This is a genomic window from Candidatus Hecatella orcuttiae (genome assembly GCF_002009985.1).
GTDB lineage: Archaea > Thermoproteota > Bathyarchaeia > Hecatellales > Hecatellaceae > Hecatella > Hecatella orcuttiae.
The window spans coordinates 1,232,269-1,251,796 of record NZ_MTLX02000005.1 but is presented as its reverse complement, the minus strand read 5'-3'; the positions used below and the strand labels follow the sequence as shown (position 1 = coordinate 1,251,796).

Annotated in this window: 19 protein-coding genes and 1 tRNA gene; 10 read left to right on the top strand and 10 right to left on the bottom strand. The window is 53.8% G+C overall.

The window, feature by feature from the left end:
- Positions 1–4 precede the first annotated feature (4 nt).
- The 4 genes from BWM17_RS09530 to BWM17_RS09515 all read left to right on the top strand — a co-directional run bounded on the left by BWM17_RS09530 (position 5) and on the right by BWM17_RS09515 (position 4,352).
- Positions 5–403, top strand: a complete 399-nt coding sequence (locus BWM17_RS09530; protein ID WP_309493696.1) for a 4Fe-4S dicluster domain-containing protein — start codon at positions 5–7, stop codon at positions 401–403.
- 3 nt (positions 404–406) lie between these two features.
- Positions 407–2,350 carry an aldehyde ferredoxin oxidoreductase family protein gene (locus tag BWM17_RS09525; RefSeq protein WP_309493695.1) on the top strand — a complete coding sequence of 648 codons (1,944 nt, stop codon included), beginning with the start codon at positions 407–409 and terminating at the stop codon, positions 2,348–2,350.
- Between the two features lie 170 nt (positions 2,351–2,520).
- On the top strand, positions 2,521–3,222 hold the full coding sequence (locus BWM17_RS09520; RefSeq protein WP_309493694.1) for a corrinoid protein: 702 nt from the start codon (positions 2,521–2,523) through the stop codon (positions 3,220–3,222).
- Positions 3,223–3,290: 68 nt separating this feature from the next.
- A complete protein-coding gene (locus BWM17_RS09515) occupies positions 3,291–4,352 on the top strand; it encodes a uroporphyrinogen decarboxylase family protein (protein ID WP_309493693.1) in 1,062 nt (353 codons plus the stop codon).
- A gap of 71 nt (positions 4,353–4,423) precedes the next feature.
- Here the strand turns inward: BWM17_RS09515 and BWM17_RS09510 are convergent, their stop codons facing one another.
- Complete coding sequence (locus BWM17_RS09510; RefSeq protein ID WP_309493692.1) at positions 4,424–5,848, bottom strand: amidohydrolase; 1,425 nt, start codon at positions 5,846–5,848, stop codon at positions 4,424–4,426.
- 102 nt (positions 5,849–5,950) lie between these two features.
- On the opposite strand from BWM17_RS09510, the gene BWM17_RS09505 reads away from it, so the two are divergent.
- A complete protein-coding gene (locus tag BWM17_RS09505; protein WP_309493691.1) occupies positions 5,951–7,336 on the top strand; it encodes a monomethylamine:corrinoid methyltransferase in 1,386 nt (461 codons plus the stop codon).
- 21 nt (positions 7,337–7,357) lie between these two features.
- Here BWM17_RS09505 and BWM17_RS09500 read toward each other — a convergent pair whose 3' ends face one another.
- Positions 7,358–8,788 (bottom strand): amidohydrolase, encoded by a 1,431-nt coding sequence (locus BWM17_RS09500; RefSeq protein ID WP_309493689.1) that lies wholly within the window; start codon positions 8,786–8,788, stop codon positions 7,358–7,360.
- Between the two features lie 188 nt (positions 8,789–8,976).
- On the opposite strand from BWM17_RS09500, the gene BWM17_RS09495 reads away from it, so the two are divergent.
- Positions 8,977–10,194, top strand: coding sequence for a BMP family protein (locus tag BWM17_RS09495; protein WP_309493688.1), 1,218 nt, complete (start codon positions 8,977–8,979; stop codon positions 10,192–10,194).
- A gap of 157 nt (positions 10,195–10,351) precedes the next feature.
- Here the strand turns inward: BWM17_RS09495 and BWM17_RS09490 are convergent, their stop codons facing one another.
- From BWM17_RS09490 to BWM17_RS09470, 5 genes are all read right to left on the bottom strand, one after another.
- Positions 10,352–11,284, bottom strand: a complete 933-nt coding sequence (locus BWM17_RS09490; protein ID WP_309493774.1) for an ABC transporter permease — start codon at positions 11,282–11,284, stop codon at positions 10,352–10,354.
- Positions 11,281–12,348, bottom strand: a complete 1,068-nt coding sequence (locus BWM17_RS09485; protein WP_309493687.1) for an ABC transporter permease — start codon at positions 12,346–12,348, stop codon at positions 11,281–11,283. Before BWM17_RS09485 ends, BWM17_RS09490 begins: the two co-directional genes overlap by 4 nt.
- A 26-nt stretch (positions 12,349–12,374) precedes the next feature.
- Positions 12,375–13,886 carry an ABC transporter ATP-binding protein gene (locus BWM17_RS09480; RefSeq protein ID WP_342766520.1) on the bottom strand — a complete coding sequence of 504 codons (1,512 nt, stop codon included), beginning with the start codon at positions 13,884–13,886 and terminating at the stop codon, positions 12,375–12,377.
- 269 nt (positions 13,887–14,155) lie between these two features.
- On the bottom strand, positions 14,156–14,791 hold the full coding sequence (locus BWM17_RS09475; RefSeq protein ID WP_309493685.1) for a matrixin family metalloprotease: 636 nt from the start codon (positions 14,789–14,791) through the stop codon (positions 14,156–14,158).
- 106 nt (positions 14,792–14,897) lie between these two features.
- Positions 14,898–15,026, bottom strand: a tRNA-OTHER gene (locus BWM17_RS09470).
- A 161-nt stretch (positions 15,027–15,187) separates the two neighbouring features.
- Between BWM17_RS09470 and BWM17_RS09465 the strand changes: the two genes are divergently transcribed.
- From BWM17_RS09465 to BWM17_RS09455, 3 genes are read left to right on the top strand one after another with little or no spacing between them, the layout of a single operon-like run.
- Positions 15,188–15,775 (top strand): AAA family ATPase, encoded by a 588-nt coding sequence (locus BWM17_RS09465; RefSeq protein WP_309493684.1) that lies wholly within the window; start codon positions 15,188–15,190, stop codon positions 15,773–15,775.
- Positions 15,759–16,169, top strand: coding sequence for an RNA-binding domain-containing protein (locus tag BWM17_RS09460; protein ID WP_309493773.1), 411 nt, complete (start codon positions 15,759–15,761; stop codon positions 16,167–16,169). The genes BWM17_RS09465 and BWM17_RS09460 overlap by 17 nt, the downstream gene beginning before the upstream one ends.
- Before the next feature lie 23 nt (positions 16,170–16,192).
- Positions 16,193–16,978: a sugar phosphate isomerase/epimerase gene (locus BWM17_RS09455; protein WP_309493683.1), complete on the top strand. Its 786-nt coding sequence runs from the start codon at positions 16,193–16,195 to the stop codon at positions 16,976–16,978.
- Between the two features lie 96 nt (positions 16,979–17,074).
- Here BWM17_RS09455 and BWM17_RS09450 read toward each other — a convergent pair whose 3' ends face one another.
- Together BWM17_RS09450 and BWM17_RS09445 are read right to left on the bottom strand one after the other, a co-directional pair.
- Entirely contained in the window at positions 17,075–17,491 is a 417-nt protein-coding gene (locus tag BWM17_RS09450) for a DsrE/DsrF/DrsH-like family protein (protein ID WP_309493682.1), read from the bottom strand.
- A gap of 5 nt (positions 17,492–17,496) precedes the next feature.
- Positions 17,497–17,991: a hemerythrin domain-containing protein gene (locus BWM17_RS09445; RefSeq protein WP_309493681.1), complete on the bottom strand. Its 495-nt coding sequence runs from the start codon at positions 17,989–17,991 to the stop codon at positions 17,497–17,499.
- Between the two features lie 175 nt (positions 17,992–18,166).
- Between BWM17_RS09445 and BWM17_RS09440 the strand changes: the two genes are divergently transcribed.
- Positions 18,167–18,589 (top strand): hypothetical protein, encoded by a 423-nt coding sequence (locus BWM17_RS09440; protein ID WP_309493680.1) that lies wholly within the window; start codon positions 18,167–18,169, stop codon positions 18,587–18,589.
- Positions 18,590–18,628: 39 nt separating this feature from the next.
- On the opposite strand, the gene rnz is transcribed toward BWM17_RS09440, so the two are convergent.
- Positions 18,629–19,528: a ribonuclease Z gene (rnz, locus tag BWM17_RS09435; RefSeq protein ID WP_309493679.1), complete on the bottom strand. Its 900-nt coding sequence runs from the start codon at positions 19,526–19,528 to the stop codon at positions 18,629–18,631.

The following is a 19,528-nucleotide window of genomic DNA, read 5'->3' as shown; positions in this document are numbered from 1 at the left end:
CATCATGCCTTACTTACACGCTGACCCCTTGGAATGCACCGGCTGCCGGATTTGTGAGCTTTCCTGCGCCTTCCTCCATGAACATGTGCTGAACCCGAAAAAAGCCAGAGTTAGAGTTGTACGCCGGGAGGAAGGCCAAGATATTCCAGTGGCTTGTAGGCACTGCGAAAAGCCGGCCTGCATCGAGGCCTGCCCGGAGGGAGCTATCAGGAAAGTCGAAAAAACCGGCTTGGTCGTCATCAACCAAAAAAAATGCACCGGCTGCACCTTATGCGTGGACGCATGCCCCTATGACGCTATATTCATGCATCCCAGCAGGCATGTGGCGATAAACTGCACTCTATGCGGTTTCTGCGTGAAACAATGCCCGGTTAGGTGCTTAGAAATAGTCAAAGGTGAATGAGCTGTGAAGTTTAAAGGCTACGCAGGCCTGTTTCTACACGTCAACCTCACCACCGGGAAGCTGAAGAAAGTTCCCCTCGACGAAAAGCTGGCTTTAGAGTACCTGGGAGGAGCAGGGTTCTGCTCTAGGATTCTATACGATAGGATTAAACCCGGAACAGACCCTCTAAGCCCGGAGAACGTTCTGATGTTTGCAACAGGCCCTCTGACAGGCACCTTGTTCCCCCAAGCTTCACGGTATGTGGTCGCTGCGAAGTCTCCCCTGACAGAGATCTGGGGGGAGTCCCACGCTGCAGGCCACTGGGGGCCGGAGCTGAAATATGCGGGATACGACGCCATCGTCGTTGAAGGACGCTCAGCCAAGCCTGTGTACTTGAGGATCGACGACGATGCGGTGGAGCTTAAAGAGGCAGGGGACCTCTGGGGTAAAACCACCCATGAAACCGACGACATTCTGAGGAAAGACATGGGGGACCCCTATGTTAAAGTAGCCTCCATAGGCCCTGCAGGCGAGAATCTGGTGCGCTACGCCGCCATAATGAATGATAGAGAACGCTGCGCAGCTCGCTCCGGCCTCGGGGCGGTGATGGGGTCTAAAAAACTGAAGGCTATAGTTGTCCGCGGAAGCAAAGATATCGAGGTCGCTGAGGCTGACAAATATCTGGAGTTCATTGACGAGCTGCAGAAAAGAATGCTCGCCCACCCCTTCACCGAGGGGCGGGTGAAGTATGGCACCACCTACCTCATCGAGCTCATGCAGGAGATCGGCCGGCTTCCCACCTACAACATGCGTCAGGGAGTCTTCGAAGAATATGAAAAAATCAGCGGCGAAACCATCCGAAAGAAGTACTTGGTGAAACCTCGAGCATGCTTCTCCTGTGTGCAGCGGTGCGGCCGCTACACCAAAGTGGATAAGGGGCCCTTCGCCTTCATAGGCGGAAGCCCGGAGTTTGAAACTCAGAGCAGCCTAGGTTCCCGGTGCGGTGTGTCGAATGTGGAAGCTGTGCTCTTCGCTCACTACCTTTGTAACGCCTACGGCATGGACGGCATATCCACCGGTGCAACTATATCGTGGGCCATGGAATGCTACGACGTAGGCATTCTCACCAAGAAAGACACAGGCGGAATAGACCTCTCTTGGGGAAACTATGAAACCCTAATCCAGCTGATCACCATGATAGCCAAGCGGAAAGGCTTCGGAGACCTGCTTGCGGAGGGAAGCTACCGGGCGGCTAGGAAAATTGGGAGAGGCTCGGAGAAATATGTCATGCACGTTAAGAAACAGGAGATAGCAGCCCAGGAGCCCAGAGCCCAGAAATCCATGGGGCTGGCCGCCGTCACAGCGGCGAGGGGCGCAGACCACCTCTACGCTTTCCCAGTGCTCGACGAAGTGAGCTTCAAGGATACGATAGAGGAGAGGTTTGGAAAAGAGTACCTGCCGGAAATAGCGGATAGGTTGAACCCGAAGTACAAGGGGCTGATGGTCAAGGAATGCGAGGATTACATGGTCGTGGTTGAGTCCGTGGGAGTGTGCAAGTACGGAACCCAGATTCCCCCCGTCTACTACTACGATGACATCTCCAAAGCTCTGAAACTAACCTGCGGCATGAACGTTTCTGAGGAAAGATTACGCCTCATCGGCGAACGCATCGTAAACCTCAACCGAGCCTTCAATGCTCGGGAAGGAATAAGCCGCAAGGACGACATTCTGCCTGAACGTCTGACGAAGGAGCCCTCCCCGAAGGGTCCGGCGAAGGGGCAGGTGGTAGAGTTGGAAGAGATGCTGAGAGAATATTACACGTTGCGAGGATGGAATATTGAAAGCGGCCTGCCCGCAAAGCAGAAACTTTTAGAGCTGGGCTTGGGAGAAGTGGCAGAGGAACTGGAAGAAAAACTGCTACAGGTAACCTCCCCCACTCCTAGAAAGAAGCCGCCGGGATACGGTTAGACACACGCATGCATCCAAGTCGTTATCAAGCTGGAAAAGGCGGGCGCCTCGCCCAGAAAACCTATGGCCATATATGTATGTTATAACCCTTTTTTTGCCCGGGAAGACGGGTGTGTGCTTCATTATCGATGCGGTGATGTTTAAATACCCATGGCTGAAAAATATACACCATGAGCGCTAAGGATGAATCGATTGTTTTAAAACGTCTCGAAGAAGCTGTGATAAACGGCGACGAGCAAGCTGCAAAGGCGGCGGCGGAGGAAGCAGCGGACATAGTAGGCCCCACCAAGGCCATAAATGAAGGCCTCGCCAAAGGCATGGCTGTGATAGGGGAGAAGTTTCACAACTTCGAAATTTTCCTGCCCCAAGTCATGTTGGCAGCGGACGCCATGAAGGCTGGGTTGGAGGTTTTAAAGTCCCGCCTTTCCAAGGAGGAGATGGCTGATATGAGGAAGGGCGTCGTGGTCATCGGCACCGTGTACGGTGACATCCACGATATCGGGAAGAACCTTGTCGTGGCCATGCTGGAAAGCGGCGGCTTTGAGGTCCATGACCTTGGGGTGGATGTGCACCCTAAAAAATTCGTTGAGGAAGCTAGGAAGGTGAAGGCGGACATCATAGGAATGTCCAGCCTGCTGACTTCATCCCTCTACTACCAAAAAGAGACGGTGGCTCTGCTTCAAGATATGGGAATCAGGGAAGACCATTACGTCATCGTTGGAGGAGCCTCCGTCACAACTAGGTGGGCGGAGGAAATAGCAGCGGACGGCTGGGGTAAGAACGCGGAGGACGCCCCGGAACTCTGCAGAAGCCTGATAGAAAGAGGGCGAGAGCTGAAAAAGCCTGTGATAAAAGGCATTACCTCCGCTTAGAAGGCGCATGGCGCCGCTGAGGCTGGCATCGGCTGAAGTCCAGCCTCGCCCATCGATTTTTTTGGTAATTGGCAGCCGGGGATCGCGGGCTTATGCTGAGCAGCAGGGAGCGGTTTGAGAAGGCTGCGAAGAGAGGTATCCCCGACAGGGTTCCTGTGGTGTACTACGGCTTAGGAGCTGCTCATACTGTGCTTGATTCTCTAGGCTTAACTTGGAAGGATATTTTTTGGGACGCGGAAGGAATAGCGAAAGCGATGCTCCGAGGGCGGGAGATGTTCGGATCCGACAACGTCTGCAGCTTTCTCTGGACTGTCTGCGGAGTAGACGCTTTCGGCCTTGAAGTGGTCATATCCGAGAGGGGTGAACCTTACGTGGACTGCTCCAAACCCCTGCTCACGAGGGAGGAGGACCTAGACGACCTTGAGAAGCCGAACCCCAGAAAAGACGGCTCCATGCCCTCCCGGATCAAGGCTGCTGAGATTCTCAGCCGTGAGGTAGGCTCTCAGGCGGCGGTCCTCGGAGGATTCGGAGGGCTGAGCTACTGGGCTGAATATCTCAGGGGGCCGAAGAACGTCATGGTCGACGTGGTTCGAAACCGGGATTTTCAGCGTCGGTACATGGAATTCGTCACCGAATGCGCCGTAGCCTTCTGCAAGGCGCAGGTGGAGGCTGGATGCCGGTGGATAATAAGCGCGGAAGACTGGTTTGCGGAAAACGTGCTAGGCCCTGACTTGGGCTGGGAGGTGAACGGTGTCTACGCCAAGAAGCTGGCAGACGCTGTGCACGAGGCTGGAGCGGGATACATTCTCCACTGCTGCGGAAACGCTGAGATTTCCCTTGAAAGGATGGCGGAGGTGGGCGCAGACGTGTTAAGCCTTGGAAAAACCGACCTAGGTGTAGCGAAGGAAAAGGTCGGGAGACGGGTGGCGCTGATGGGCAACATCAAAGAGGAAACCTTACTCTACGGCTCTCCAGGGGAGGTTGAAGACCAGTGCAAGGAAGCCATAAGAAAAGGCGGCGCGGGAGGAGCCTATCTGCTGTCAAGCAGCTACATCATCCCCTACCGAACGCCCGCCGTGAACGTCAAAAAAATGGTTGAATCAGCAGAGAAGTATGGGCGTTACAAGTAGGCTCTAATCGAACTCATCCAAGTCTTGGAGTGGGAGGAAAGAGCTGGAAGCCGATCGGTTTTCTCTGCGTATCAGAGTTTACCGGCTGTGACCGATGACACTCTTTCTCTCAGGCTCTCGGCTGTCTCTTGGGCTTTTTCCAGCACAGAGTCCTCGTCGACGGTTTTAAGCACCCCGTTTTCCATAATGGTCTTTCCGTTGATGATGACAGCGTCCACGTAGGCGCTTACACCGAAGAGGATGAGGTGGTAGGCTAGGCCGCGGGCGGATGCATCCCAAGGGAAGGGCATCATATTCGGCTTTTTCACGTTTACGACCACTAGGTCTGCTTTCTTTCCCGGCTCCAGGGAGCCCAGCTGCTTTTCAAGCCCCAAAGCCCTCGCCCCGCCCAGCGTTGCAAATTCGAAAACCTTGTCCGCGGGCATCAACACAGGGTTAGCGTGGACAGCTCCCTGAAGGCCGGAAGCCATCTTGAGGGCTTCAAACATGTTCTCGTACACCCCATCCGTGCCGAGGGCGATGTTGGCGCCTTTCTCCACCAGCCGAGGTATCGGAGCTACTCCTGTGCCGAAGCATGCGTTGCTCCAAGGGTTATGCACCACGGTGGCTCCGGTTTTTCCGGCGAGGTCGATTTCCTCTTCCGTGAGGTATATGCCGTGAACAATGTGAAACTTGGGGGAAAGAACACCCAGCTCGTAGAGGAGCTCCACGGGCTTTTTCCCGTACTCCTCAGTATACAGCCTTGTTTCATTACCGGCCTCTTGAATGTGGGTGTGCAGGCCTACGCCGTGTTTTTCCGCGAGCTCGTAGGCTTTCCTTATCGTTTCGGGATAGGTGTACATCTCGTTAAGAGGCGCCGGCCAGACTTGGATGAGGCTGCTTTGGCGGTTCACCTCCAAGATGCATTCCTCCGTAATCCTCAGCTCCTCCTCGGAGGAGTACTTGAAAACATGAGCTGGAATCCTCAGTTTGCTCGCCAGTTTAGGTTCGTCCCCTGCGAATCCCCGGGCTATTACTCCCCTCATTCCGAATTTCTCCAGGGCCTCGGCCAGCTTCACCACTGTGGCCTTATCCGTGGGCCCGTAGTGGTTGTCCACCACGCAGGTGATGCCGCTTCTCACCATTTCAACGCAGGCAAGGTTCGCTCCAGTGACTACATCCTCCACTGTTAGAACTTGGGAAAGGGGGAACAGGAACCTCTCCAGCAGGTTCCACAGCCACATGTCCTTATCCACAGTGTCCATGCTGCCCAGCAGCGAAGAATACATGCTGCGCCCGAGGGCTTGGAACATGTGAGTGTGGGCGTTCACCATTCCCGGAATCACCAGCTTCCCACGGGCGTCTACAATTTCCTCCGCCGCGTAATTCCGTTTCACCTCCTCCGCCCTACCCACCGCCACAATTTTATCTCCCTCCACCGCCACAGCGCCGTCTTTCACCACGGGCTTGGAAGGGTCGTTTGTAACCATGATTCCGCCTTCAACCAGGATACTCATGCTTTTTTCACCGTTCCACCTTCGACCTACTGTTTTTCAGCCTTAGGTGTTTAAGCTTTGCTGTTAGAGTTTATATAATCGTCCAAAATAACCTTCCCACCGGTGGTCTGCGTGGTGAGTTTTCTAGAAGTCTTAGACCGGGCGCACTCGGGCCCTGTCTGCGAAGTTGAAAAATGGGACAAGCACATCATACCCACCCATGTCAAGGAAAAGCTTAGGGAGCACGGCCTGACTAAGACATGCGACCCCGCGAACTCCGTAAACACTGACGACACCCTCGCAGACGAATTCTGGAAAGCCGGCTTCGAATTCGCCGCGGACACAGGCATGCTCTGCTTGGACACGGAGAGAACGATCAAGTTCACCGAAGAAGAGTTGAAGGAGGCAATACGCTACCAAGCCCCCAGCGAAATAACCATCGGGGAAGGCACGGAGAAATTGGTGGTCAAGGCTAGGAAGCCTGAAGACCCTCAGCCTCCCCTCTTCAGGTCCGGGTTCGGAGTGGTTTCAGAGGAGCATTACATGGAGCTGATGCAAGCCATGGCGTCGTTAAAAATCATCGACCTGGTGACCCCCTTGACAACTTCCACCCTCCACGGGCGGCCTATCCTAGCGGGTTCACCCTATGAAAGCCTAGCCGGAATAAACGAGGCAGCCAAGGTGAAGGAAGCCCTCAGAAGAGCCGGCAGGCTAGGCGCGCCGATCATAGGAGTCGCCCTCAGCCCCACAGAGTACGGCCTCTTAGGCGGCTACGGTGCCCTCCACGGTTACGCGCGAAGCGACATGGGGCTCGCCCTCGCCGTCACGGAGTTAAAAACCTCCTACGGCTTGCTCCACAAGGTTGTGAGGATTCAAGGTAACGGAAGCTACATCTACGGCGGCCACTGGTCCATGATAGGAGGCTACGTGGGCCCCCCTGAGGGGGCAGCTCTGGCGGCGGTGGCAGCTGTGCTACTTCAGCTTCTAGTTCACAGGTGCGCTCTCATCTCCGGGGTGATCTACGACGTCAGGTATGGGGGAAACGTAGGCCGGGACGCCCTCTGGGCGGCCAGCGTGGCGGAGCAGGCTGTGAGCAGGAACACTCATCTTCTTATAGGAGGTGTGACCAGTCAGGTTTCAGGCCCATGCACTCGCGAGGTTCTCTACGAGATGGCGGCGGGCGCCTTGGAGCAGGTCGCCTCGGGCTGCGCGGTTCAATGCGGCAACCGTTCAGCGGGCGGGAAGCATGTGGATCACATCACTCCTTTGGAGCAGAAGTTCGCAGCGGAGGTCTCCAAATCATGCGCGGGGATGAAGCGCACCGAGGCTAATGACGTAGTGAAGGCCATTCTCCCAAGATACGAGGAGAAGCTGAGAAACCCGCCTTTAGGTAAGACCTTCATGGAATGTTACAACCTGAAGACGCTTAAGCCAACGGAGGAGTGGCTGAGCCTCTACAGGGAAGTGAAAAGGCAGCTGGCAGACCTAGGCGTACCCTTACAGGCTTGAAAATAGGGCTTTCCGCAAGCCTCACAGCACATCGGCTTCGGTGAACCTTTGAGCCAAGTCGTCGGCTGCCTCTTGAGCCTCCTCCCGCACGCGAGCCTCGTCAACCGGCTTGATCACTCCCTCCTCTAAGACGATCTTTCCGTTGATGACGGCTGTATCAACCTCCGTGCCGGTGCCGAAGAGGATCAGGTGGTAGAGCAGGCCGCAGGCTGTTACCTCCCGGGAAAGAGGAGTAAGATACGGCTTTTTCACGTCCACGACCACTAGATCTGCTTTCTTTCCCGGCTCCAGGGAGCCCAGCTGCTTTTCAAGCCCCAAAGCCCTCGCCCCGCCTAAGGTTGCCAGCTCGAAAACCTTGTCCGCTGGTAGAGCGAAGGGGTCGAGGTGGGTTACCCTTTGAAGGCCTATGGCCATCTTGAGGGCTTCGAACATGTTTTCGAACACCCCGTCGGTTCCTAGGGCTACGTTGCCTCCTTTCTCCAAGAGCTTAGGTATCGGAGCCACTCCCGGACTGTAACCTAGGGCGTTGCTGAAGGGGTTGTGCACCACGGTGGCTCCGGTTTTCCCTATCAGTTCGATCTCGACATCTGACAGCCATGTGCCGTGGGCCATTTGAAACTTCGGGAACAGGACGCCTAGCTCGTAAAGCAGCTCCACCGGCCTCCTACCGTATTCCTCCACATACAGCTTAGGGTCAGCGGTGCCTTCGACCATGTGCGTATGGATGCCCACATCGTATTTCTTCGCAAGCTCATGGGTTTTAGCGTAAAACTCAGGGGATATGTACATTTCAGAAAGGGGCGCCGGCCAGACTTGGATGAGGCTGCTTTGGCGGTTCACCTCCAAGATGCATTCCTCCGTAATCCTCAGCTCCTCCTCGGAGGAGTACTTGAAAACATGAGCTGGAATCCTCAGTTTGCTCGCCAGTTTAGGTTCGTCCCCTGCGAATCCCCGGGCTATTACTCCCCTCATTCCGAATTTCTCCAGGGCCTCGGCCAGCTTCACCACTGTGGCCTTATCCGTGGGCCCGTAGTGGTTGTCCACCACGCAGGTGATGCCGCTTCTCACCATTTCAACGCAGGCGAGATGCGTTCCAGCGACCAAGTCTTTCACCGTTAAAACTGCTGAGGTAGGGAACATGGATTTTTTCAGTATGTTCCACAGCCACATGTCCTTGTCCGCGGTGGGGGCGCTTGCCACAGCCGCGGTAGCCTCTGCGAACCGTCCGCGGGCGAGCACCTGAAATAGGTGAGTGTGGGCGTTCACCATTCCCGGAATCACCAGCTTCCCACGGGCGTCTACAATTTCCTCCGCCGTGTAATTTCGTTTCACCTCCTCCGCCCTACCTACTGCCACAATTTTATCTCCCTCCACCGCCACAGCGCCTTCTACCAAAAGAGGCTGGGCTGGGTTGTTGGTGATCACCATTCCGCCTTCTATGAGCAGAGTCATTCCTTTTCACCGCTTCGGAGTTTTCTCATCTTGACTTTATCTATCTTTTGGTATTCAGAAACCTTCCAATCCATTTTTTTTTGGATATCAGTTATAGAAAACTGGCAGATGAGCAAATTCAGGCCTCCAAAAATGATAAATAGCAGAAGAGAACCTTCCTCCTTACTTGAAGGAGGTTTTCTGTCAAATTGGCCGGTCAGACTTCTAGGAGAAGCGCCCTCAAATACGGTGTCGCCGCGGTTGTCGCAGCAGTGGTAGCTGGCGTAGGCGGCTACGCTGCTTGGCAGGCTACAAGACCTCCGGCTCCTACGCCTACTCCAACGCCGACCCCTACGCCTACTCCAACTCCAACACCCACTCCTACGCCCACTCCAACACCGACGCCTACTCCAACGCCGACTCCTACGCCTACACCGACTCCGACGCCGAAACCGCCGCTGAAGGTGGCGGCTATACACATTGAGCCGACGGTTACATCCCACTCTTGGGACTTAGCCCAATACGAGCCCATGGTGAGGCTGAAGGAGAAGTACGGTCTCGTCTATGAATTTACAGAAGGTGTCACTGTTCCGGAAGGTGAGCGTGTGGGGCGGTCCTACGCGGAGAGAGACTTCGACATCATCATGTTCACAAGCTGGTATCCTGACGCCATCAAGGCGATTGCCAGAGACTATCCCCACATCGTCGTGTTGGGTGCAGGTGGAGGAACGGAGCTCCATGTCCTCTACCCGCCTCCGGAGAAAATCCCGCCCAATGTGGGGCACTACGACAGCTACCTGCATGAGTCCGCCTACCTGTGCGGCTACCTTGCAGGGAAGATGACTAAGACCAACATCATCGGGGTCGTGGGCCAGTATCCTGTGCTGAACGCCAACAGGTACTTCAACGGATTCATCCAAGGAGTCTACGACGCCTTTGGAGGGATACCTTGGGGTGAAAAGCGCAACCCCAACGTCGACGTGAAGATAACATGGATCTTCACGTGGTACGACCCACCCAAGGGAAGGGAGGCTGCCATATCCCTCATCGAAGCAGGAGCCGACATCATTTTCTCCGACGCAGCCGGAGCCTCCACAGGAGCTGCGGAGAAAGGAGTACACTTCATCGCAGCGCAGTTTGAGAGGCCGGACATAGACTGGGCTCCCGAGGTGGTGTTGGCCAGCTCCAACTGGGTCCTCGACGGGATCTTCGAAGAAATAATCCTCAGCGTCATGGAGGACAGATTCGAGGCTAAAGAATACTACGCCGGCATGGCTGAAGGGGGAGCGAAGTTCAAGATAAACCTCCCTGAAGTCGTACCATCGGAAGTCAAAGACGAGCTCAGAGTACTTGAAGAACGGATCCTCGCCGGGGAACTGGTAATTCAGCCCATCGTCACACAGCCGGAAGACCACTGGGGCCTATAAAAATAGGCACAACCCGTCTATCCACCCTTTTTTATGGACCTTTCCTTAGATGCTAAGCTAGCCTCCACACGTGTGGAAGCTTTTAACTGGGGTAACGGCATACCTGAATATTTTCATGCCCGCTGAATGCAGCTTAGGCGATGCCAAGCCGCCGGGTTTATCGTTCCCCTCTTCTGTAGGGAATACATAAGGCTGCCGGTGCGTAACGTTTTCTACCCACTATTATGAGGGCTATGAGAGTGAAGAGGTAAGGGATCATGAGAGAAAATTGTGGGGAGATAGGGATCCCTGAAGCTTGAAGTCTCAGCTGAAAGGAATCCACAAGGCCGAAGAAGAGGGCCCCTCCGAAAACCCAAGAAGGAGTCCAGCGACCGAAGATCACCACGGCTATGGCTATCCATCCACGCCCAGCAGTCATTCCGCCGAAGAAGGAGTTGAAGACCACCAACGTCAGGTAGGCCCCGGCTATGCCGGCCATCAGCCCCCCGAAGATGGTGCATAGATAGCGCACGCGCTCCACCCTTATGCCTACGGTGTCCGCGGCAGCCGGGTTCTCCCCCACTGTTCTGATGGTTAAACCCCAAGTAGTACCGAAGAGGAACCATGTGGAAACAATGAATAGGATGATGGCGAAGTAGGTGATTACGTGCTGCTGAAACAAGGCCGGCCCGATGATGGGGATCTGGCTTAAAACAGGGATGGCGGTGGGTTCCCAGATTTCCACAGCCGGCTGGGTGCGTTTGAAGTAGCTTATGAACAGGAAAGTGGAGAGAGCCAGCCCGAGAATGGTGAGCGCAAGCCCGCTGACAATCTGGTCGACTTTGATGGTGATGGACATGAAAGCGTGGATGAAAGCCATCACTCCCCCGGTGATTAAGCCCGCCAACAATCCCAGCGTAGGGTTTCCAGTATCGTAGGTGACGGAGAAGGAAGTGAAGGCGCTCATGATCATCATCCCCTCGATTCCAAGGTTGAGGATGCCGCTTCGCTCAGCGAAGGTTTCCCCCAGCGCTGCCAACAAGATGGGTGTGGCAATGCGGAAGCCAGCGGCTATGAGGCCTGTGAGGAAGACTTCCAGAGACATTTTCACTTTCTCCAACTGACTTCATAACGGCTGAGAGCCTCAGCGCAGAGTACACCGAAGAAGATTAAAGGCTGAGTGACCAGCGCCAGAGCCGTGGGTATCCCTGTGGCAACCTGCATCTCGTATCCTCCCACCAAGAGGGCGCCGAAAAGAAACGCCACCAAGGTCACCCATCCCGGGTGGTTTTTCCCAAGCAAAGCCACCAGAATGGCTGTGTAGCCGTATCCGGGGGAGATATCCCCCCTCAGACGGTAGTAGATGCCTGAAACTTCACCCATCCCAGCGAGGCCGGCGAGGCCTCCGCTTATTATTACAACCAGCAGAAAGACCTTGCCCACGTTTATCCCTCCGAAACGGGCTGCGCTCAGACTGCTGCCTGTGGTTCTAATCTGATAGCCTAAGACAGTCTTGTTCAAAATCAGATAAACCAGAGGGATGCTCAGAACGGCGAGGAAGAGGCCTGTGTGCAGCCTCGTTTCCGGAATCAACTTCGGAAGTCTCGCCGCTGGGGGGAAAAGCTCAGATTGGGGCATGACGCTGATGGGGTCCATCCAAGGCCCGTAAAGGAGGAAGCTTAGGAAATAAAACATGATAAAATTCAACAAAAGCGTTGTGATTATCTCGTTGATCTGAAATTTAATCTTCAACACCGCAGAAATAGTCGCCCAAGCGGCTCCGCCTAAAAAACCAACCACTAAGAGCAGAGGGATGAAAACCGCTGAAGGTGTGGCACTGTCTTTCAGAAGAAGCACCGTGGCTGTGGAGGCCAGCGCACCGGCATACAGCTGCCCCTCCGCGCCGATGTTCCAGAACTTACATCTAAAACTTACACTCAAACCTAGGGCTATGAGCAGCAGAGGGGTGGTTGTCACAAGAATCTCGGTCACATTGTGGATGTTTCTGAAAGGAGCTGTGAAAAGCTCCCGGTAGGCAACCAGAGGGTTGGCTCCCACCATAGAAATTATAACAGCCACTATCAGAAACATCGGTGTCAACGTTGCAACCAAGTACAGAACCTTGGTTGCGGGGGCAGGAGGCTTCTCTCTCATCTTCAATTTTAAAGGCGCCATTTCCTCAACCGCCCAGCGTAGGTTTCTCAAGCTTCAAACTCAGTCTGCCTTCTAGCGCCAGCCATCATCATCCCTACCTCCTCCACTTTGGCTTTCTCCGCGGGGAGGATTCCCATGATTTCGCCCTCGTAGAGGACGGCGATGCGGTCGCTCATGGACATGACCTCGTCCAGGTCCTCGGAGATGAGGAGGATGGCCACGCCCCTGTCCCGCTGCTCCAAAAGCTTCCTACGGATGAACTCGGTGGCCCCCACGTCCAACCCCCGAGTCGGCTGGTTGGCCACCAAAACCTTGGGCTCCCTGGAAAGCTCCCGAGCCAAAATAAGCCTCTGCAAGTTCCCACCGGAGAGGTGGTTTGCCAGCGTATCTTTGCTCGGGGCCATGATGTTGAACTCCTTGATCAGCCTCTCCGCATGTTTACCGACCTCTTGGGGGTCGATAAACCATCCGCGGGCGAAAGGCGGGCTGCTGTGGGTTTCTAAGATAGCGTTCTCGGCTATGGAGAAGTCTAGGATGAGGCCCATTCCCATTCTGTCTTCGGGGATGTGGCCTAGGCCCTGCTTGATTATCTCCCTTGGGGGGAGGTTGGTGACGTCCCTTCCGTCGATGAGCACCCTCCCCGCCACAGCCCGGCGCAGACCCGCGATGACCTCCGCCAGCTCCCGCTGCCCATTCCCAGCCACCCCAGCCACGCCGAGGATCTCTCCCTCCCTGATGGAGAAGGAAACATTCTTCAAGGCAGGCAGGCCTCTGTCGCTCAAGGCTTTCAGGTTTCTGACTTCTAGGACGACTCGACCGGGCTTAGCGGGGTTTTTCTCGATGGTGAAGAGGACTTCCCTTCCCACCATGTGCCTAGCCAGTTCGCTTTCTCGCGCGTCCTTGGTGCGGATTCTCGCTACAACTTTTCCGCGGCGGAGAATGGTTACGCGGTCGCTTATGGCCATTACCTCCGGCAGCTTGTGGGTGATGAACGGAACCACAGCGTGCCCCTGCTCCGCCATCCTTCGAATGATGGCCATGAGCTCTTTCACCTCGGGCGGCGTTAGCACAGCGGTGGGTTCGTCGAGGATGAGGATTTGCGCTCCCCGGTAGAGGGCTTTGATTATTTCCACACGCTGCCTTTCCCCCACCGAGAGCTGCCAGATCTTAGCGTCTGGATCAACCTTGAGGCCGTATTTTTTGGAAAGCTCCTCTATCCGCCTCTTAGCTCCTTCCAAGTCTAACAGTATGCCTTTGGGGGATTTGAGGCCTAGGATGACATTCTCGGTTACGGTATGAGGCTCCACGAGCATGAAGTGCTGGTGAACCATCCCTATGCCTAAGGCGATGGCGTCTTTGGGAGACCGCATAACCACCTTCCGGCCGCGAACGTAGATCTCACCTTCATCAGGCTGGAGAAGACCGTACATGATGTTCATGAGAGTTGTCTTCCCAGCTCCGTTTTCACCCAGAAGAGCGTGGATCTCGCCAGCCTTGACGTCGAAGTCGATGTCGTCGTTGGCGACTACGCCGGGAAAACGCTTGGTAATCCCTCTCATCTCGATGACGGTTTCTCCCGGTTTCGCTCTACCTGCATAGAATCCACCTTCCGGCGTCTGGGAAGTCAGAGTCAATTTTTCCACAGCCCAAAAATCATGATTCAAGTCGCTATATAACTTTTTACTATTTAATATTTAATCAGCTTGATTAAAGCGATAACTATCCCGGGCCATTACGAGTTAAGGCGAAAAAGGTAAGTTACACGCGAGAATTTCTCAGCGATTCCATGGGAAACTCGAAAATAAAAAGGAAGCTGATGCCAGCTAGTTTATAGCGAAAAGCTTGACGGTATTTCATCGGGAGGCAGATTTGGTAGACCGAAGCCATCGTCATAATATATGTATAACAGAGCCTCTATGTCTAAGGCTGAGGGAAGAACATCGCTGCCAACGTCTGAAGCATCGTAGGTCGGATCCATTAAGTCCGGTTCGTCTGTGATTTCATGACCAAGCCCCAATGCATGACCCACTTCATGGCGAACCACGTTTCTGAAATCCTCCAATCCAACATCGCCAGCCCCTACCTTCACTGTTATCATGACCTTGTCAAAGGTGCCGTCCCCGTCCACATCCCGCCAAATGGTCATCCCCAAAACACCGGCAAACGCTCCACCTCGTATGGAGAGGATTATATCTGCATCCCTCCGAGAATCGATGACCTCAAATTTAAAGGCGTCATAATTACCACTGGCTGCCTGTAAGCCCTCAGACCAATCGTTCAGCGCTGTTATAGCATGAGGAACATAGTCGGCAAACTTAGGCGCTGCATGAACGTAAACCTTCAAAGGATCGTGATCCCATTCCTTCCCTATCAATTCAATTGTGCCGGAGGAAGCTTGCGCCATTGGCGCCATCAACAGCAATAGTAAAAATGTTGCTGACACTACTAAAGGCATCTTTTCCATATTTTTTTCACCTGAAGACACTATGAAAAATATTGTGATTTAAAGTTATTGCCTTGAGTGATCCCTCACTTATCAGTAAGCGTAGTCTAAATAAATCAACAAAATTTGGTGGGGCAGCGGGGATTTGAACCCCGGCTCTCCAGCGCCCCAGGTTCCCCGCCGGGGTCTAGCTCCCTCAGCCCTGGGATCTTGTTGGCGGAGTTTCTCATCCTAGACCAAGCTAGACGACTGCCCCCCAGCCTTCCATAGATGAAAGCGGGCGTTAAGAACAGTTATAGTTCCCTGCAAAAAAGTTTTTGCTGAAAATTCGGATAGAGAACGTTTGATATACCGGTGGGATTGAAATACTATCGCGGGCAATCATGTTCTGAGGGGGCTCGGCCCGAGGGAAGACAATTGAAACAGGCTTCATCTTCCGGGACAAGCCGGAGGACGGTCGTGGGGGTAACAGGCTTACCGGGGTCTGGGAAAACCTCCGCCGCTGAGGTGGCTCGAAAGCTGGGCTATACCGTTATCGTCATGGGTGATTTTGTCAGGGCTGAAGCCCAGTCTAGGGGCCTTGAACCCTCCGCGGAAAACCTAGGGAGGCTCATGTTGGAGATGAGAAAAGAGCGAGGTGAAGCGATCTTGGCTGAGCTGACGGTGGAAGCTGTGGAAAAGGCGGGCAGCCCTTTTGTCTTTGTCGACGGAGTCAGAAGTCCGGCTGAGGTTGAGGAGTTCAGGAGGCGTTACCCAGGGTTTAAGCTCATAGCCACAGTGGCTCCCTCTCAAGCTAGGTTTCAAAGGCTTTCCCAAAGGCTTAGAAGCGACAATGCTCTCTCTTGGGAGACGTTGAGAAAGAGGGATGAAAGAGAGCTTCAGGTGGGGGTAGAAGCGGCGGTTAATTTATCGGACATAACCATAGAGAACAAGGGTAGCCTAGAAGCGTTTGAGGCGGAAGTGAGGAAAGTCTTGGAGCGGATGAAAACTGGAAATTCTCCTTAAAGGCCGGGTTAGAGTTCATCCTACGGAAGATTTAAGCAAAGTGAAAAGGGCTGTGGAGAACATCTTCACCCACCTAAGCTTGAGGGTGCCCCAAGAAAAGGACGGGGAGACCCTAGTTTTCGAATCACGTGAGGCAGAAGCTCTTCTCAAATTTCGGAACATTCTCAAACAGGAGAGAATCAGAGACGCTGCGAGGAGGATCATGAGAGAGGGAAAGCTGAACGGCAGGGTCGTTTTTTACTTGAACAAGCAGGCGGCTTACGCAGGACGTTTGTCCTTCTGCGAGCCGTTGGGTGAATCTCCCCTAGGCCCTATAGAAGTGGAGATAGAATGCGGGGAGCCTGAAGAGGTCATCCGGTGGCTGACGGGGGGAGCGTCTGAAGAGACAAGTTAGGATGAGCGCCGAGGGGTGATGAATTGAAGATAGGCCTCTCCACTCTGTTTCTTTCGGGAAAACCCTATGAAAAATGTTTTTCCGTCATGGAGAAATACGGCCAAGTCTGCAAAGGCTGGGAAATAGTCGACGAAGACAAGATGAAGTTGGATGAAAAAATTGTTAGAAGACTTAAAGAGCTGGCGGCATCCTACGGATTCGAATACTGTGTGCACGCTCCCTTCTGCGACCTGAACATCGCATCCCTGAATCCGGCTCTTTTGGATATTTCTTTAAAAGCGGTGGAAAAGTCCGCTGCTAAAGCTGCACTCTTGGAGGCTAAGATGTTTATATTCCATCCGGGCTTCCGCGGAGCCTTGGACTCCTTCTACCCAAACCTAGCTTGGGAAGTTAACTTGAAATCCGTGGAACGAATCTCCAAGCTGGCTGAAAGTCTCAGCCTCCCTCATGCCATAGAGAATATGCCTCAGAACATTCCGGCGGTCTTGGCAAGGGTGGAGGATTTTCAGGAGTTTTTCTCTAGCATGGAAAGCTCCAGCCTAGGATTTGCCTTAGACATAGGCCACTCCAACATTGTAGGCCAAACGGAGCTTTTCATCCGAAGGTTTCAGAAGCGAATATCCCATGTCCACCTCCACGACAACCGAGGTGACCGAGATGCTCACCTAGAGCTGGGAGCTGGGACGACTTCCTGGCTTCCGACGGTTAAAAAGTTTCAAGCCTTCGGTTTCAACGGTTACTTCATGGTTGAGTCCATCTTTAACCCTTACGGAAGCTTCCTAAAGTTAAAGGAAGCATCCAAACCCTAATCTTTTCTATCTCATCCACCGGTAACGGTCAGCTGGCTCAACGGAGGGCCATTCGAGATTTAAACCAGAAGAGAAAAAGAAGGCTGGGGTTCAAGGTTATACGTAGAGCATTATGGAAGCGTCTTTCGCCGCTTCTAGAAAAGCTGCTATCCCCGACACTTGGTCGACTTCTTCGATCAACTCTTCTCGGGTAAGGTTGTGGAAAGCCATGGCTGAGACGCAAGCGTAGACTTTTCCCCCAAAACGCTTCAAATCTTTCAGCAGAGCGGAGATCTTTTGCAAGCTACCTTTCTGCAACCCTTGCTTGACGGTTTCACGGACAGTTACTTCGGTTTCCCCCCCAACTTCATCGGTGCTTCCCTTCTTCAACCTTCTAAGCGCCCCGTAGGTGAAGAGCACCAGCACTTCCCGGCCGAGAGCCGCCGACATTACCGCTATCGTCAGAGCGTAGCTGACCCTGTCGTAGGAGGCGCTGTTTACGATGAGGGCGACTTTTTCCCTACCGCTGCTCACCGTGTCTAGGCCTTCCTAGCCCTGATGGTGTCTGCCCACTCTAGGAGGGGGACTTCAGCTTCCCTGCCAGCTTCGATGCTTTCCGCTATCTTTTCCAGCTCTTCGGGGCTGAGTTTTTCCATCAGGATTTCCAGTCCGCTGCACGTGATGGGATGAGGCAGTATCTCATTTTGGATCAGTTTTATGAGCCTCTCCGACTCTTCTTCGGTTATGGAGCCTTTCCCCAAGGTTTCGGCCAACTGCTTAGCAGCCCTTATCACCCGGTCATGTTCCTCCAGTAGCCGGAGGTAGTAGTCTTCGCCGTAGAACCTTTTCATGGCAGGATACATGACTTCTTCCTCAAAACGGAAGTGAGGCCCTCCCAGCTTATCCAAGATGAGCAGAAGCTCGAAAGCCTTTGTCACATCCCGTCGCTTGATGGCGCTCATGATGTCCAGTAAAAGGTCCCGGACCTTACCGTGGTCTTCCTTAACCTCCGCTATAGGGTCTATTCTGGGCATTTTCCATTTTCCCCTGTTTCCATAAACTTTATAAAAAAGTAATATATAAACTTATAACACTGTTATATATTTCCGGGGGATCTCTCTGAACAAACCCATCCTGTCACCACAGCAGAAAGGAACGGTTCTAAACCAAGTTGAATACACCTTTCTTTCCGAAGAGTGGATACGAAAGGTGGTGGCTGCCATCGAGCATGCCAAGTCCACCGATGAAAGTGTTAGGTCGTTGGCAGCGGAGTTCAGCCTCGCGGTAGCCTACGTGATCGAGGATCTTCCGGCGGCTTTAAGGGAGCAATACAGGAGTGGTAGAGTTTTCATTTATATTGAGCTTAACGGTGGAACGGTAACACATTTCTCGGTGGGAACAGGACTGCCGGAAGGGAGGAAGCCTAACTTCACCGTCATCAGCAGTTATGCAACGACCAAAAAGATCTTCTTGGGGGAGATGACCCCTGCCTCCGCCTTTGTCCGACGTCAAGTTAAGGTTAGACCTCTCATGCAGATGTATAAGAATCCTGCGTTCACAGCCAAGTCGCTGACCACCGTTAACGTCCTCCTCCAAATAATGAAGAACGTACCCACCCACTTCGTGGAGTGAGCGTTTAACAGCCACCTGCAGCTAGAAAGCCCCAATAAGTTAAAGCTCGATTTGCATGAAATCTTCAGCAACCTTCACGTGGGAGAATTCTTTTCGGGCCTGTTCTAGGAGCAACTTGGAATCCCTGTATCTGGTGCTGATGTGGGTTAGAATCAGCCTTTTAGCCCTAGCCTTCGAAGCCAGCACTGCCGCCTGGCCTGCCGTGCTGTGCCATTCTGCTTCAGCCTTATCTTTGAGGCTGTCGTCGAAGGTGCATTCGTGGACTAGGAGGTCTGCGTTCCTAGCCAGCTTCAGGACGTTGGGGCAAGGCTTACCGTCTCCTGAGTAAACGATTTTCACCCCTCTTCTAGGAGGTCCGACAACTTGGCTGGGCTCCACCGTTCGACCGTCCTTCAGCCGAACCCTTCTGCCGTGTTGGAGCCGATGCCAGAGGGGGCCTTTGGGCACTCCGAGGCTGAGAGCTTTTTCCGGGTGGAATTTACCGGGTTTCTCTTTTTCTTCGAAAGCGTAGGCTAGAGTGGGGATCTGATGTTCAGTCCACCGAGCTGTTACCTTGTAGGCTTTTTCCCTGCAGATGAGGCCTTCCTCCACTTCGAAGACTTCCAAAGGAAACCTGAGCAGAAATTTCACATGAGTTCGGGCGGCTTCCAGAAAATCGGCTAAACCCTTAGGGCCGTAGACTTGAATTTTTTCAGTCCTCCCTAGAAGGGACATGGTTTGGAGGAGACCCGGGATCCCCAGCATGTGGTCGCCGTGGAGGTGGGTTACAAAGATTTTCATAGGCCGGGAGAAGCCTATCCTAGCCCGCATCATCTGGCGTTGGGTTCCCTCTCCGCAGTCAAACATCAGGATTTCCCGTCCGTATTTTAAAACCAAGCTGGGCAGGCCTCTGTCCAAGGAGGGAAGCCCGGCGCTGGTGCCCAGAAATGTCAGCAGCAA